We start from the raw sequence: 15,563 nt of genomic DNA, 5'->3' as shown, positions 1-15,563 counted from the left end.
TTCGGAGGAATCATGTCAATACAGCTTACCAAAGGTCAGAAAATTTCCCTTGAAAAAGAAGCACACCATAGCCTATCTAAAGTGATTATGGGCTTGGGCTGGGATGCAGTAGAGAAAAAAGGTTTTTTTGGCTTTGGCGGAGGAAAGCAATCAATAGATTTAGATGCCTCTTGCATTTTGTTTAATCAATCAGGAAATTTGGTAGATACGGTTTGGTTTGGTCAGTTAAAAAGTAAAGATGGAAGTATTACCCATACCGGCGATAATCGTACTGGAGATGGGGAAGGAGATGATGAACAAGTTATTGTAGATCTTTCTAGAGTGCCTGTAGAAATATCTAGTCTTGTATTTGTGGTTAATAGCTTTACTGGGCAAAGCTTTAATCAAATTGAGAATGCTTTTTGTCGCTTAGTGGATCATGATAGTAGCGAGGAAATTGCCCGCTATGATCTAAGTTGCCAAGGAAGTCATAATGCTCAAATTATGGCGAAAGTCTATCGTCATAATAACGAATGGAAAATCCATGCTATTGGTGAGAATGCAACTGGAAAAACTTTCCACGATTTATTACCAGCGATACGACCTTTTTTATAAACCCATAAAATAAAGAAAAAATAGCAAAAAGTTACAACTAACAAAACTCCTTACCTAAAACAAAATGCACACCGCTCATAAATATACCTACCGTCCAGATATTGATGGGCTAAGGGCACTGGCCGTACTGGCAGTAATTGCCTATCACTATGAATATGCTAAAAGCTTATTAACTGGAGGCTTTATTGGCGTAGATATCTTCTTTGTCATCAGCGGCTATCTCATCACCGGTATCCTCTTAAAAGAATTTAAAACCCATAGCTTTAGCATTATCAAGTTTTATCAACGGCGTATCAGAAGAATTTTCCCAGCACTTATTGTTATTCTGCTTTTCTCTCTTATCATTGGTTGGGTTTTTTACCTTGAAAATGAATATCAAAAATTAGGTCAACATATTGCCACTAGTGCAGGTTTTATTCAAAACTTCATGCTCTGGAGCGAATCGGGCTACTTTGATCTCTCCTCCATTCAAAAACCCTTGCTTCATTTATGGAGTTTATCTGTTGAAGAGCAATTTTATATCTTCTGGCCCCTCATACTCTGGGCTATTCTTCACTATGGTTGGTCGCTAACTCGATCCATCACAATAATTATTAGCCTCTCTTTTCTTATTAATCTTGGCTATGCCTATTATGATAAGGTCATTGATTTTTACTTTCCTACGACCCGAGCATGGGAATTGATGGCAGGGGCCTATCTTGCCGCAATTCATTACAGCCGACAGTCTCTTTTTCCTAAATACTCTTCGCTACAATCTTGGCTAGGGCTAGGGTTAATCCTCATTGGCTTTATCACGATACATCCAGATTATCCCTTTCCTGGGATTTATGCTCTTTTACCTATCCTAGGTACGGTACTACTGATTAATGCAGGGCCTGATAGTGTGATTAATCGCTATGTGCTTTCCTCTCCTATTGCGATTTGGGTTGGTTTAATCAGTTATCCGTTATATTTATGGCATTGGGCTTTATGGTCTTTTTTTATTGTGATTGTAGGGGATATTAGAGGTAATGAGCTTTATCGTCATGCTCTAAAGATTGCTGCCCCTTTACTCTCTTTTCTTTTAGCGTGGCTGACCTATAAATACTTAGAGAAACCTATTCGTAGTACGGCTAAGGGGAAATCTACTCTAGTTTTGCTGACTAGTGTAGTAATTATTGGAGTTGCTGGACTGGTGATTTTTCAAAAAGAGGGAATATCCCATCGACCTTTTAAAATCTTTGATGATCGAGCAGGAGAGTACATTCGATCAACTATTTCAAACCCAATAGTAGAGAGATGCTCTAATCTCTATAGAAAAGCTACTTACCCAGAGAAGTGGTTTTGTACCCTAGGGGATCCTCAAGCCGAGATTTGGATCATGACTTATGGCGATAGTCATGCTCAAAGTATGATCCCTGCCTTTGATCACTATGGCAAAGAAAATCATGTCCGTATATTGCTCACTAGTGGTGATAGTTGTTTACCCTTGCTAGAAATAGAAATTATAGACTACCCGCATTGCTCATCTATTTGGGAAAAAGTAGCTGAATTTGTTAAAGATAAAAAACCTGCAGCTATAACTCTAGTAGCTCAATGGACAATCTATGATAACAACTTAAAAAAACCTAGAAAAATAAAAATTCTTCATAAACCAAAGGAATTACAGAATATAGAGTACTTTAAGTATGGATTAACAAAAACCCTAACCTATTATAGCTCTCTAGGTATTTCTATATTGCTCTTAGAGGACAATCCACAACAAAGAGGCAACCCACCATTGAATGTATTACGATTCAATCTGGTCAGTAACAGGGATATTTTAGAGCAAAAAATGAATGGGTATGCAATTTCTTTAGAAACTCACTTACAAGATCAAAAACAGATAAACTCGATACTGAAAAATATTGCTTCCTATTTCCCCAACACCTATATTCTAAATACATACAAAGCGTTATGCAACTCTATGATTTGCCCTTGGGCTAAAGAGGGGCAGTTTTTATATTTCGATTATAACCACTTAACTACCGCAGGGAGTATGCTGGTTTATCCTTTACTTAAAGAAAAATTAAACGCTATTTTGAATATTCACTAAGATCTTTGAGATGAATTAAAAATTAAGCTAACCTTTGTTCCTTTGCTATTTTTTCCTTGTTCCATCTTAACTTGTATGCGATGTAAATCTGCAATTTCTTTGACAATGGCAAGCCCTAAGCCGCAACCATCCTGTTGATTTCTTGATATACGATAAAAGCGATCAAATACCTTATCGAGTTCTGATTCTGGAATCCCATAGCCTTCGTCCTCTATGGTAAGTATGGGCTGAGGTATAGCCTCTAGCGTAATCCATACTCTACTCTGTTGTTGGCTATAGCGAATAGCATTATCTATAAGATTATTTAATAGTTCACGAAACAATGTCTCTATTCCTCGAATTTGGATAGACATAGATGGGCTATCAAAACTTAGCTCTATGTTATGCTTCAGTGCATAGGGTACCCACTCAATACAAGTTTCTCTAACAAGATGATTTAAATCTATAGGTAAAAGTTTGTTATTACTCTCTATGGCAGCTTCAGATTGAGCAAGCATCAATAATTGGCTATTTAAGTGTGCAATTTGATCTACACTATTTTTAATTTTAATCAGTGCTGGTTCCATTTCCTGTAAGTTATTAAGCCGTAATACTCTTTCTGCTTGAATTTTAAGCCCGGAAAGAGGGGTACGTAATTGATGGGCTGCATTTTCAATAAATGCTTTTTGTATCACCATGGTTTTCCTTAACTTTGCGAGTAAATTATTCATAGTATGAATAAGAATGCGTATCTCAGAAGGGACATGAGTATTAGAAATAGGTGTTAAATCTTGCGGTGATCGCTGAGAGAGTTCTTGGGTGAGTGTATATAGAGGTGTTAATCCTCGTTTTATTTCAAACCGCATATACAAACCAATAATCAGAATAAGTAAGATTTCAGGAATGATCACTGCAAAAATAATATGTTTAACCATATTGTGCCGCTTGTTTAAAGTTTCAGCGACCGTTACCAATACTTTATCCGAAGTATCTTTTGGGGTGATTATTATGGAAACTCCTCTTATTTTTTTATGATGGATTTCACTATCGAAATAAGCAGGAGAAGTTAAGGTAAAGTCTTTATTAGCAATATTAGAATTAGAGATAAATTTATCGCCAGCAATAAATCCAACTTGCTGAGATTCTATTTTAAAAAAAGTTCGATCTATATCATCCCACTGAAAAATCCTAAGTGCGGAAGGTGGTACCTCAAAGACTACCTTTCCTTCTTTAGATTTAACCTCTTGAGCAAGAGAAGTAACCGAATCTAGTAACCAGTTATCATAAGTGGTATTTACATAGTGCATAGTCACGTAATAGGAAATAAAACTATTTACGATAACAAGGGAAGTGAGAGGAAAAATTAAATGTAGCAGTAATCGTAACTTAAGGCTTTGAATTTTTATCACTTGAATTTTTCTCTAACAAATACCCTAGACCTCGTAAGGTACGAATATTAATGCCCCAAAGTTCTAATCTTTTTCGTAATCGATGAATATAGACTTCAATTGCATTATCACCGAGTATTTCTCCATGTATGGATAGTCTTTGGGCAATTTTATCTTTACTGATTACTTTTCCTAAATTGAGAAACAATATCTCAAGCACTGCATATTCTCGAGATGAAAAACTTTCAGATTTTCCATTAACATATATCTGATGAGCTTGAGTATCTAAAGTAAGATTACCCATAGCTATATGATGAAACCCGCCATAGCTACGGCGTATAAGAGCGCGAACTCGTGCCTCTAACTCTTTTAATTCAAAAGGTTTACTCATATAATCATCAGCCCCATGTTCAAGACCATTGACCCGATCATCTAATCCATTTCGAGCCGTGAGTACTAAAACAGGTACTGAGTTTTTTCTACCTCTTAGATTTCTTAAAATTTCATAACCATCTAGTCCGGGCAGATTTAAATCAAGGATAACTAAATCAAAATTTTGAGTGAATAAAGCACAATCTGCATAAGTACCTGTAGTAGCACTAGTCACATCATATCCAGTTTGGCTCAAAGTTTGGATTAATCCATCAGCAAGCGTAGCGTCATCTTCAACTAATAAGATTTTCATTTATAAAAAACTGAAAGGTTTTTGAAAGGTTCACTAATTAATATAGTAAAGGGTTATTTTTGTACTTGGAGTGATTTAGTTAAATGTTTGTTTTTTTTAAAAACCAGCTTGCATTTCCACCTTGTATATATTTGATGGGACTTGCTTTATGGCTTGTATCTATTTTTCCAGCCCAAGGGATAATGTTGACTGAACAACAAGCGCTTGCCCTATTCTATCAGCAAAATTTAGATATCATTGCTGCAAAATATGAAATTAGCCGAGCTAAAGCAGAAGAAGTCATTGCAGCAGCGATCCCTAATCCTGTACTTACTTTTGAATCTAATGAAATAGCATTTCGTTATCCAGGCGGTGCCTCTCCTTCTGCTCTTGTACTCATAGAACAATTAATTGAGTTAGGAGGAAAACGAAAACTGCGGATAGAAAGTAGCCAATTAGGAACAGAGGCAGCTATTAGCGATCTTCAAGATACCATTCGGATACTGAGTAACGTGGTACGCCATCAATTTTATTCATTGTTACTGGCACAAAAATCGGTGACTATTGCTCAAGAGACGGCTAAAGATTATCAAGAAATCTTACAGGCGAATAAACTAAGATTTAAAGTAGGGGATATTGCAAAGCGAGATCTTACTCGCATTGAGGTAGAAACCCTAAACGCTCAGTCAGATTTAGATAATGCTTTAGCCCATCTAACTCAAGAACGTGCTGAGCTAGCAAAAATACTAGCATGGCCTGAAGAAGCCGATACTCTTAAAGTGGTAGAACAATGGCCAAAAATTGAAAAATTTCACTATCCTTTAGATAATTTAGAATTATTGATACAACACGCCTTTTCCCAAAGAGCAGATATAAAATCAGCTCAACTACGAGTCGAACAAGCCAATAAAAATCTTACTTTAGCCCATCGTTTAAAAATTCCAGATATTACTTTGAATGCTGGTTATACCAGAGATTTTGGAAACATTGTATTAGAAAGTGGAATTGTTGGCGTAAGTGTTCCATTACCTATTTTTTACCAGCATAAAGGGGAGATTGATAAAGCTTCAGTAGAGTTAAATAGTACAGAGTTAGAAATTCAGAAAATTAAACAAAAATTAAAAACAGAAATTATCAGTGCAGTGGCTGCTTGGAATTCTGCAACTACGGTAATGAATAGGTATCAACAAGATGTACTCAATCGAATCGATAATGTACAAGAATCGGCTGAGTTTGCTTATAACCATGGCAGTGTAGATATTGTAGATTTAATTGAAGCAAAGCGGAATTATAAGACAAAAATGTTGGAATACTATACTACTCTAGCAAATCGTAGCTTTGCTTATGCGGATTTATTAAGTGCACTAGGAGAAGAAAGTGCTCTGTAAGTACTACTAAGTATTATGAGTAAAAACTCCACTTATTTATTATTATGTATGGTTATCACTCTAGCAAGCTGTAGTGATAATGCTAATCAGCAGCAAAACGCACCTACTATAAAGATACAGGGGAATCAAATTACTTTTCCGCAAGCTTCCCCTGAACTATCTATAGTCACAGCTCAGGAATACGCACAACATACCTTGAAAATATCTGGGCGATTGCTATGGAATGAGGATGAAACTGTAAAGATATTTAGCCCTTTGGATGGTCGAGTTATTGAAGTTATTGCAAATATAGGGCAACAGGTAGAATCTGACCAACCACTTGCTGCAATCCAGTCCTCAGATTTTGATACATTACAAACAGAATACCGTAAAGCAGCCAGCAATATGGTATTCATGAAAAAGAGGCTTGCAAGACAGCAAGAACTCTACGAACATGGCATTGCTGCTCGCAAAGAACTAGAAGAAGTTCAAGCAGGTTATACTGATGCAAAAACCAGCTTAAAATACGCAGAATCCCTACTTAGTCCTTATGGAAATCCCCTTCATTCTACCAAATGGTTTTATCTTAAAAGTCCTTTAACAGGAACCATAGTGCAAAGATCGATTAATCCTGGTCAGCAACTTAATCCCAACCAAGAGGGTCAGCCTTTATTTGTAGTGACTAACCCTACTTCCCTATGGGCACAACTAGATACTACTGAAGAGAATTTACCTTATTTAGTACCAAATAAACAGATCATAGTTACAAGTAAATCCTACCCTAAAGCTCGTTTCTCAGGGGAAATTACCTATATTTCTGATTTTGTAGATTCTACCACTCGCACTGTAAAAGTGCTTGCTAAAATTCCTAACCCAGATCGAAAATTAAAAGCCCAAATGTACGTGACTGCCCAAATACCTATTCATGCTCAACCTAACCCTGCAGTTATAGCTAAGGCTGTTGTTTTAGATAAAGATAAATTTTATGTATTTATCAATATAGAAAAAGGTAAATATATTCGCCGTCAAGTAGAGGTTGGCATAGAAAATCAAGGGATGATCCCCATCCTCTCTGGGCTGCAAGTAGGAGATAAAGTAGTTTCTGAGGAAGCAATTTATTTAAACCATCTCTTCCAATCTAGAGGTTAGTTGCAATGATTCGAAATATTGTAGCTTTCTCTCTCCATCAGCCTCTTTTTATTTGGTTAGGGCTTGTACTCTTTATTGGCAGTGGCTTTGTTGCTTTTTATAATTTACCTATAGAAGCGTTTCCAGATGTTTCAGATACGCAAGTTTCAGTCATTACCCAATATCCAGGGCAAGCTGCTGAGGAAATTGAAAAACAAATCACTATTCCCTTAGAAATAGGATTATCTGGGCTACCAAGTGCTATACGGATGTTCTCCCATACTATGTTTGGGCTATCATATCTTATGATTACTTTTGACGATAAGGTAGATCCCTACTTTGCCCGTCAGCAAGTGTTAGAACGATTACAAAATATCGATATGCCTCCCGGCATTAATTCAGAAATGGCCCCTCTTGCTACTGCCATTGGTGAAATTTATCGCTATAAAATAGCCTCAGACTATATGAGTTCTATGGATTTACGCACCTTGCAAGATTGGGTCGTTTTACGCCAACTAAAACAAATCCCGGGAGTGGCTGATATTGCAAGTATTGGTGGTCTAATTAAACAATACCAAGTTCACCCTGATCTAAAAAAGATGCGAGACTATCAAGTTAGTTTAGAAGAGCTATTTAGTGCAATTGAACGGGCAAACGCCAATGGAGGAGGTGGTCCAGTTGAACTTGGAAGCCAGCAATTTTTATTGCGAGGTATTGGACTACTTAAATCTAGTACTGATATTAGCAATATTGCTATTACTGAGCGAGAGGGTGTACCTATTTTAGTAAAAGATATTGCTGAAGTAGTAATTGAAGGACCTCCAAGACAGGGAATTATGGGAGAAGGAAAAAACGATGATCTGGTTTCTGGGATTATTATGATGCGAAAAGGGGAAAATCCCTCTGTTGTGTTAAAAGCGATTAAAGAAAAGGTAGATTTTCTCAATCAACAGGTATTACCTAAAGGTGTATCCATAGTGCCTTACTATGATCGATCTTGGCTTATTCAAAAAACTTTACACACCGTATTTGGTAATCTTAGGGAAGGTGCCTTATTAGTGGCTGGAGTTTTATTCTTATTTCTTGGAAATTTACGTGCTGCAATCATCGTAGCTATAATCATTCCCCTTTCCTTATTGGCTACTTTCATCGGGCTTACTTGGATAGGGATCCCTGCAAATCTATTATCCCTTGGGGGTATGGATTTTGGCATTATTGTAGATGGTGCCGTCATCGTAGTTGAGAACGTTTTTCGTAAACTTGGAGAAAATAAAGAGATTCTTAATCATCATGACCGAAAAAATAAAGTATTAGAAGCAGTAACTGAAGTAAGCCGCCCTACTTTGTTTTCTATGTTGATTATTATTGCTGCCTATATTCCTATTTTTACCTTACAGCGTCATGAAGGCCGTATCTTCTCCCCTATGGCCTATTCCGTTACTGCAGCCCTAGTTGGTGCTTTAATTCTTTCTTTTACTTTAGTTCCTCTATTATGCTACACCCTTCTACGCAAGGATTTACCTCATCATGAAAATAAATTAATTAATCAATGCAAAAATATTTACCAACCCTTATTATTAAAAGCACTCCATCATGGCAAAACCATTATATTTATTGCATTTATTTCTTTACTAGGAAGCTTAGGCATTGCACAAAAGTTAGGTACTGAATTTCTTCCGGAGCTAGATGAAGGGGCAATATGGATTAATATCCCCTTACCTCCAGGTATTTCTGTCTCTGAAACACAGATCGCTACAGGGAAAATTCGCACTGTATTACAAAACATTATAGAAGTTGATACAGTGATTTCTAAGGCAGGTCGTCCAGATGATGGTACTGATCCAAAATTAATAAACAGCACAGAGTATCTAGTTAATTTAAAACCACAATCTGAGTTGCGACAGGGTTATAGAAAAAAAGATCTAATTAGAGAGATGGATCAATTACTGTCAACCTTACCTGGAATAGCCCCCTCATTTTCTCAACCTATCCGGGATAATGTATTGGAAAGTATTTCTCAAATAAAAGGGCAAATTGTCATTAAGGTGTTTGGTGATGATTCATTTATTCTTAAAGATCTAGCAGAACAAATACTCCGCTCCATTAATCACATACCTGGTGTGGCTCAAGCGTTTATTGATCAAAAAGGAGACTTACCTCAATATCTTATTGAAATAGATCGGGAAGATGCGGCCCATTATGGACTAAATGTCGCTGACTTACAGGATCTAGTAGAAGTTGCTTTAGGTGGCAGAATTGCAACTGAATTTTGGGAAGGCGAACGCCATTTTAGTATAGTGGTACGTCTTAAAGACGAGGATCGATCTCCTGCTCGATTACAGGATATTCTTATTGATACGCCCCATGGAGGTCCTATCCCTGTTTCTGAGGTGGTGGATTTTCATATTGCTAGTGGAGCAATGGATATTAGCCGGGAAAATGGACGACCTGTTATTGCAATTGGGATATTTATTCAAGATAGAGACATGGGTAGTGTGGTTGCAGATATGCAGCAACAAGTCGCTAAAACTATTACCTTACCTAAAAATTACTCAATTACATGGTCTGGTGAATTTGAGAGTCAGAAACGAGCAATGAATCGGCTGATGCTTGTCATTCCTCTTTCTATTTTACTTATTTTTATCTTACTATTTAATGCATTTAATTCGTTTAAAAATTCCTTACTAATTATTACTAATATTCCTTTTGCTCTTATTGGTGGAATTCTTGCACTATATATTACGGGACTCCCCCTTTCAGTTTCAGCTGCTATTGGCTTTATTGCCTTATTTGGGCAAGCGGTACTTAATGGTGTAGTTTTAGTGACTCGTTTTGAGCAGTTACGAAGTAAGGGAAAAACACTTTATCAAGCTGTAGTTGAAGGATCTTTACAACGACTGCGTACTGAATTGATGACAGCCAGCCTAGCCATGTTAGGACTATTGCCTATGGCCTTATCTAATGATATTGGATCTGAGGTGCAACGCCCTCTAGCAATTGTAATTATTGGAGGGTTAATTTCTGCAACTTTATTAACCCTAATTGTATTGCCCACACTATATCTGATGTTTTCAGAAAAACCATCAAATCAAAAGAGCATAACTATACCAGTATCTTAAATTACTATTACTATTTCTCTAACCCTACTAATGCTACCTGTAGATAACCGATAGTACGCAAATAATCCATAACTTCCATAAGATTATCATAAATTACTGTTTTATCTACTTGTAAAAAAATACGCTGGCTTTTATCTCCTTTAGTTAAATAACGCAAAGCAGGTTCAAGGGCTTGTAAACTAATGTGATGATTATTGATTGATAGACTCAAATCTGCACTGATTGCTAGATAAATAGGTTTATCTACTTGGAGTTGAAGATCTGTAGTACTATTTACCTCCGGTAAATCTACAGGAATATCCACTGTGGTTAAGGGAGCTACTACCATAAAAATAATTAATAATACCAATATTACATCAATAAATGGAGTGACATTTATTTCATGAATTTCTGGAAGATCATCTTCACTAGAGTATTTTTTACGTATCATAAGCGTTACTAAAGAGGTCTATGGTAGTGTTGCTGCTTTGAAATTTCTAAGGATTGTTGATGATCAATACTGCGGCTTACCAGCTGTAAAACCTCACTTGAAATGTCAGTAAGCAAACTTCGATAATGAGCGATAGCCCTAGTAAAGAAATTGTAAATAATTACTGCAGGAATCGCAGTAATTAGACCTATTGCAGTCACTAATAACGCCTCTGCAATTCCGGGGGAAACTACCGCAAGATTTGTAGTATTGCTTTGAGAAATCCCAATGAAACTATTCATAATCCCCCATACTGTACCAAATAAGCCTACAAAAGGAGCTGTTGCTCCAATGGTTGCTAAAATCCCAATATTTTTTGACATGTGCCGACTTACCATCACCTCAAGCCGATCCAGCCGTAGGGAGATACGCTCTTTAATTCCTTCTAAAGGTGAATGATCCCCAGATAGGTAGATCTCATGTTCTATGGCCTCTGCAAATAAGCCAGGTACTCCTTTTGCATGATGTAATAACTGTATTACTTTAGTCAGAGCATGAGTTCCTTCCAGCTTTATTAGGATATTTTGTAGCTCACGTTGTGCTACATTTAATTCTAAAATTTTTGCAATCCAAATTCCCCAAGTAGCAATAGAGGCAAAGATAAGTCCAATAATAATTATTTTTACAATAATATCTGCATCTAAAAACATCCCCCAAGGAGAGAGATTATAAGGTAGCGTAGCTACCCCTACTACTGCAGAAGGAGTTAGTGGTGCCGCTTCAGTGGATAAAGATTCACCCCAAGCATTTGGGGCTAAAAGAAAAAATATTATATTGAAAAACCATTTATGTTTCTTAAGAGGCATAAAAAAATCAAGAAAGATGGCTATCACTCTAGATTACCTTTGTAAAGGTATTAACTTGATATTCATTTTAACACCTGTTTACCTACTGTGGCGTTAAAAGCATAAAGGGTATGCCAGTAATTAGAGAGATTATTGATATGAATTTGATAGGTTTCCAAGTAAACCTCTTGAGCATCGATAACTTCCATAAAAGTATGGGTATCAATATGTACCCGATCACGTATATTCTGTGCCATCTTCAATTTAGCGGGATCTTCAATAGTAATAGTTTCATAGGATGCTTGATAAGCCGCTAGTGCTTGTTCAACCTCCGCTTGTAACTCAAGTATTTTTGCCTCTAAATTTAACCTTGCTCGAGTATGGGCTGATTCCATTTTAGCAATATTACCTTGGTTACGATCAAATAAAGGTATGTCTAACTGAAACCCAGCTTGCCAAGAATTAGCATCAGGCATACCTAGGGCTTTTCTTTGAAATTGCCGGTTATACCCTATATAAGGAATGATTTCTGGGTAGGCCTGTTTTTTTTCAAAGTGTATTCCTGCTTGAGTTTGCTCGATTTCATATTGACCTGCCAGAATATCTGGGCGATTTTCTTTAGCAATTCTTATCGATTCTTCTAGGGAGATGGGTGGATCTGGGTTATGTACTTCTAAATCTCCTGCTAAAGTTAGAATAGTAGGATTTTTAATCCCTAAAAATACCCGTAATCGACTGATTGTTTCAGTTAATTTTACTTTCTTGTCTCGTACATCTTGTCGGCTGCTAAATAAGGATAAACGAACACGTTCAAGTCTGATATTATCCGAAGGAACAGTTTTATTTCGATCAAGAATATATTGTTCTACTGTAGTAAAATTGCCTAAACTTTCTTGAGCAAGAGCTAACATGGCCTGTGCTTCTAAAGCGTCATAAAAAGCAAAAATAGCACCATAAATCCGTTCACGAATAAGCTCATAAAAATTAGCAGTAGCTACATCTACTCCTTTTTTTGCAACGATAATAGCCGCTGCTCGCTTACCAAACACAAACCAATCAATAGGAAATTCTACCGCTATATTAAGCTGTGGTGGACCTCCTGCATGTTGAGGTGTATAAGGATGAGTCAAAGGCATCAATTCTTGATTAGTTAAAAAAGTAGGGTTAGGAAATAATCCTGCAGTAATAGCCTCTGCCTCTGCTTGATTAATACTTTCAAGCCCTGCCTTAATTTGCGGATCATGTTTTAATGATCGCTCAATAACTGCATCCAAGGTTAATCCCTTTAAGTTTACTAAAAACTCCTTTTGGGTTGAAAAAAAAGAATTGGATATAGTGCTGGATAGATTTGGAATACTCAGTGAAGAATTATTCTCAAAATCACTTACTGAAGATAAATGATTTTGAGCAAAACACAAACTATAAGTAATAAGAAAAATAAATACCCAAGCTGCTTTTAGTTTAAAGCTACTTTGACTTGCTATCATAAATTGTAAAATTACTTATATGTATTAAGTAAAATTGATATAGCGCTGTTTAAGGTAGTGGCAAAGCCCAATAAATACTAATATCCAAGCAGCCAAAGCAAATATAATTGAAATAGAAGGGATAAATTTGATTAAATCAAGAGGAATAATTTTTCCTAACTGAAACGTGCAATTAGTATACATTCCTAGGGGAAACACCATACTCCAGTACTGCATATTGTACTGTAGAATTGGGATACAATGTACTATATGCCGCCAAATACCAAGCAACAAAAGCAAAGGAAACCACCAATTACTCATTGCCCAGAATGCAAGGGTAACCCCTTTAAGGAAGGGCTGAATTTCTTCTAAAAAACCCCAATGCTGAATATTTAAAATTAAGATAGCACCTGCTAATGTAGCAATCGCCTCTACTCCCATGTTAATCCAGTAAGGAGGAGTAAGAATCACTGGATTAAAACGAAAGAAAAAAATCGATAGAACATAAGTGAAATAATAAAAACATAAAGCACAGAGCCAATTAGAAAAAAAATAAGAGCAATAAATAAAAGATCTTCTTTGATTTTAACTAAATTCGTAGCAACTAATGTGGTGGTAATAGAAATACTAAAAGTAGCGACAATAGGTAAAGACCATGCGCCTACTAACCCTTCTTCAAGAGAAAGTTTTTTTTGAATTATGGCCATACCATAAAAAAATCCATACATAATACCTAGCCAGCTCATTACCCCTATTACCAATAAAATTTCTCCAGTAATAATTTGATTAGCTAGTAAAATAGATTGGCTGCCTAATACACAGCTTGCTGCAGGAAAAGTAAAAAAAGTAGGTCCTGTATGATAAGAGAGGAAATCTGCGAAGACTGCTCTTGGATAAAGTATAAATCGTCCTAAATTCAGTCCCCATAGCAGAATATAAGCAATGATATTAATACCAAATAAGAGATAAGCAATTTTCTCAAACCCTAAATTATGGGTGGCAATAGAAACAATACCGGTTGCCATAACAAGTGCAAAATAACCCGGGGGTAAATGATAAATATCTTCTGTTAATTTTTCTAAAAATACTTTTCTTTTGCTGAGCACTTAGTTCATATATCCTTTTTTATTAAAATAGATATATAGATTTTATCTATTAATTTAACATTGATTAGATATATAAAAAGTAATGTAGATCATTAACAGAAAAACACTATCTGCGATGAATAACTCTTTACTTTTAAGGAAAAATAAGAAAGTATTGATATTTAAAAGAGTTATTTATGTTTTTTATGGGGTGAATTATGACTTATCCAGTAAAACTACTTATGTCTGAGTTTGTAACCCATGATGTAAAACGTTTCATTGTTGAGCGACCACCTAATTTAAATTATGAGCCTGGACAAGGGGTTGAGCTGGCAATTAATGATCCTAAATGGAAAAATGCAGGGAGAGCATTTACCCCTGCTTCTTTAAAAGAAGATAAAGTATTGGAATTTGTCATTAAAAGATATTCGGATCATCATGGGATAACAGATAAACTGCATACTCTAAAAGCAGGTGCTGAATTGTTAGTTTCAGATTCTTTTGGTACTCTGACCTATCAAGGTCCCGGTGTTTTTATTGCTGGAGGAAGCGGGATCACTCCTTTTTTAGCTATGATCCGCCAACTCTCAGAACAAGGATCACTTACTAACCATACTTTAATTTTTACGAATAAATCTCCAGCAGATATTATCTGTGAGAAAGAACTTCGCTTTCATTTTAAGGAACGTTGTATACTCACTTGTACAGATAGTAGCAGTGCTGGTTATAATCACAGGTTAGTAACAAAAGAATTTTTGAAGGAAAAAATCTCAGATTTTAGCCAGCGTTTTTATACCTGTGGTCCACCTCCTTTTATGAAAGCGGTGAACCAAGCACTTACTGAGCTAGGGGTAAGTCCAGATGCTTTATTGTTTGATACTTAATTAGTTGTTTCTGAAAAAATAATTATATGATCACTATTGAATTTGTTTGTCTTGTTGATTTAGATGAAGCGTATTTGTATCGCAACAGGGTTATTGTGTCTTGAAACAGGGAAAAGGCTGTTTTTTGAAAAAAACTAACAAAAAACTAGGCTGAATCCGAGAGAATTAGAATCTCTAAATCGATTCATTGAAGTACTCAGGAATCCCGAAAAGCGGTGGTGGAATCCCTACTGGGGGATGTATGAGTACCTTCTTACTTATGACCTAACTAAAGGATAAGAAAGTTCTTGTTATTGGCTGTGGCTTTGACGATGATGCTCTACGACTTGCAAAGCTTAGTGCTAGAGTGAGTGCCTTTGACCTCAGTCCAGATTCTCTTGAAATTGCAAAAGCACTGGCATTGAAAGAAGAACTCGAAATCGACTTTCGGGAAATGCTAGCTGAGAGAATGTATACCCTGATAGTACTTTTGACTTGATACTGGCAAGGGACATACTGCATCATGTTGATATTCTAAAGACAATGCATGAAGCGGTAGTGCACAGTAACGCCTAATACCTC

General features: G+C 36.3%; 14 protein-coding genes. 7 read left to right on the top strand and 7 right to left on the bottom strand.

Annotated features, from left to right (window positions below; all coding sequences use genetic code 11):
* Positions 1-12 precede the first annotated feature (12 nt).
* Together OOL07_RS03620 and OOL07_RS03615 are read left to right on the top strand one after the other, a co-directional pair.
* A complete protein-coding gene (locus OOL07_RS03620) occupies positions 13-594 on the top strand; it encodes a TerD family protein (protein WP_264695058.1) in 582 nt (193 codons plus the stop codon).
* Positions 595-658: 64 nt separating this feature from the next.
* Complete coding sequence (locus OOL07_RS03615; protein WP_264695057.1) at positions 659-2,668, top strand: acyltransferase family protein; 2,010 nt, start codon at positions 659-661, stop codon at positions 2,666-2,668.
* On the opposite strand, the gene OOL07_RS03610 is transcribed toward OOL07_RS03615, so the two are convergent.
* A complete protein-coding gene (locus OOL07_RS03610) occupies positions 2,665-4,056 on the bottom strand; it encodes a sensor histidine kinase (RefSeq protein ID WP_264695056.1) in 1,392 nt (463 codons plus the stop codon). The two genes, OOL07_RS03615 and OOL07_RS03610, sit on opposite strands and share 4 nt — an antisense overlap.
* Positions 4,034-4,720: a response regulator transcription factor gene (locus tag OOL07_RS03605; RefSeq protein WP_264695055.1), complete on the bottom strand. Its 687-nt coding sequence runs from the start codon at positions 4,718-4,720 to the stop codon at positions 4,034-4,036. The genes OOL07_RS03610 and OOL07_RS03605 overlap by 23 nt, the downstream gene beginning before the upstream one ends.
* Before the next feature lie 83 nt (positions 4,721-4,803).
* On the opposite strand from OOL07_RS03605, the gene OOL07_RS03600 reads away from it, so the two are divergent.
* From OOL07_RS03600 to OOL07_RS03590, 3 genes are read left to right on the top strand one after another with little or no spacing between them, the layout of a single operon-like run.
* Entirely contained in the window at positions 4,804-6,087 is a 1,284-nt protein-coding gene (locus OOL07_RS03600) for a TolC family protein (protein WP_264695054.1), read from the top strand.
* 15 nt (positions 6,088-6,102) lie between these two features.
* On the top strand, positions 6,103-7,215 hold the full coding sequence (locus OOL07_RS03595) for an efflux RND transporter periplasmic adaptor subunit (RefSeq protein ID WP_264695053.1): 1,113 nt from the start codon (positions 6,103-6,105) through the stop codon (positions 7,213-7,215).
* A 5-nt stretch (positions 7,216-7,220) separates the two neighbouring features.
* A complete protein-coding gene (locus OOL07_RS03590; protein WP_264695052.1) occupies positions 7,221-10,313 on the top strand; it encodes an efflux RND transporter permease subunit in 3,093 nt (1,030 codons plus the stop codon).
* Positions 10,314-10,323: 10 nt separating this feature from the next.
* On the opposite strand, the gene exbD is transcribed toward OOL07_RS03590, so the two are convergent.
* From exbD to OOL07_RS03565, 5 genes are all read right to left on the bottom strand, one after another.
* A complete protein-coding gene (gene exbD / locus OOL07_RS03585; protein ID WP_264695051.1) occupies positions 10,324-10,743 on the bottom strand; it encodes a TonB system transport protein ExbD in 420 nt (139 codons plus the stop codon).
* 8 nt (positions 10,744-10,751) lie between these two features.
* A complete protein-coding gene (exbB, locus tag OOL07_RS03580; protein ID WP_264695050.1) occupies positions 10,752-11,588 on the bottom strand; it encodes a tonB-system energizer ExbB in 837 nt (278 codons plus the stop codon).
* Between the two features lie 62 nt (positions 11,589-11,650).
* The gene (locus OOL07_RS03575; protein ID WP_264695049.1) at positions 11,651-13,054 is read right to left on the bottom strand and encodes a TolC family protein; all 1,404 of its coding nucleotides are present in this window, start codon (positions 13,052-13,054) and stop codon (positions 11,651-11,653) included.
* Between the two features lie 24 nt (positions 13,055-13,078).
* Positions 13,079-13,600: a tellurite resistance/C4-dicarboxylate transporter family protein gene (locus tag OOL07_RS03570; RefSeq protein ID WP_413774120.1), complete on the bottom strand. Its 522-nt coding sequence runs from the start codon at positions 13,598-13,600 to the stop codon at positions 13,079-13,081.
* Positions 13,501-14,139 carry a tellurite resistance/C4-dicarboxylate transporter family protein gene (locus OOL07_RS03565; RefSeq protein WP_264695048.1) on the bottom strand — a complete coding sequence of 213 codons (639 nt, stop codon included), beginning with the start codon at positions 14,137-14,139 and terminating at the stop codon, positions 13,501-13,503. Before OOL07_RS03565 ends, OOL07_RS03570 begins: the two co-directional genes overlap by 100 nt.
* A 197-nt stretch (positions 14,140-14,336) precedes the next feature.
* Between OOL07_RS03565 and OOL07_RS03560 the strand changes: the two genes are divergently transcribed.
* A complete protein-coding gene (locus OOL07_RS03560; RefSeq protein WP_264695047.1) occupies positions 14,337-15,002 on the top strand; it encodes an FAD-binding oxidoreductase in 666 nt (221 codons plus the stop codon).
* A 292-nt stretch (positions 15,003-15,294) separates the two neighbouring features.
* Positions 15,295-15,480 (top strand): class I SAM-dependent methyltransferase, encoded by a 186-nt coding sequence (locus tag OOL07_RS03555; protein WP_264696321.1) that lies wholly within the window; start codon positions 15,295-15,297, stop codon positions 15,478-15,480.
* Positions 15,481-15,563: the final 83 nt, after the last annotated feature.

It is taken from the genome of Candidatus Nitrosacidococcus sp. I8 (assembly GCF_945836005.1).
Taxonomy (GTDB): Bacteria; Pseudomonadota; Gammaproteobacteria; order Nitrosococcales; family Nitrosococcaceae; genus Nitrosacidococcus.
The sequence above is the reverse complement of the archived record's forward strand: the minus strand, read 5'-3'. Positions and strand labels throughout refer to the sequence as shown.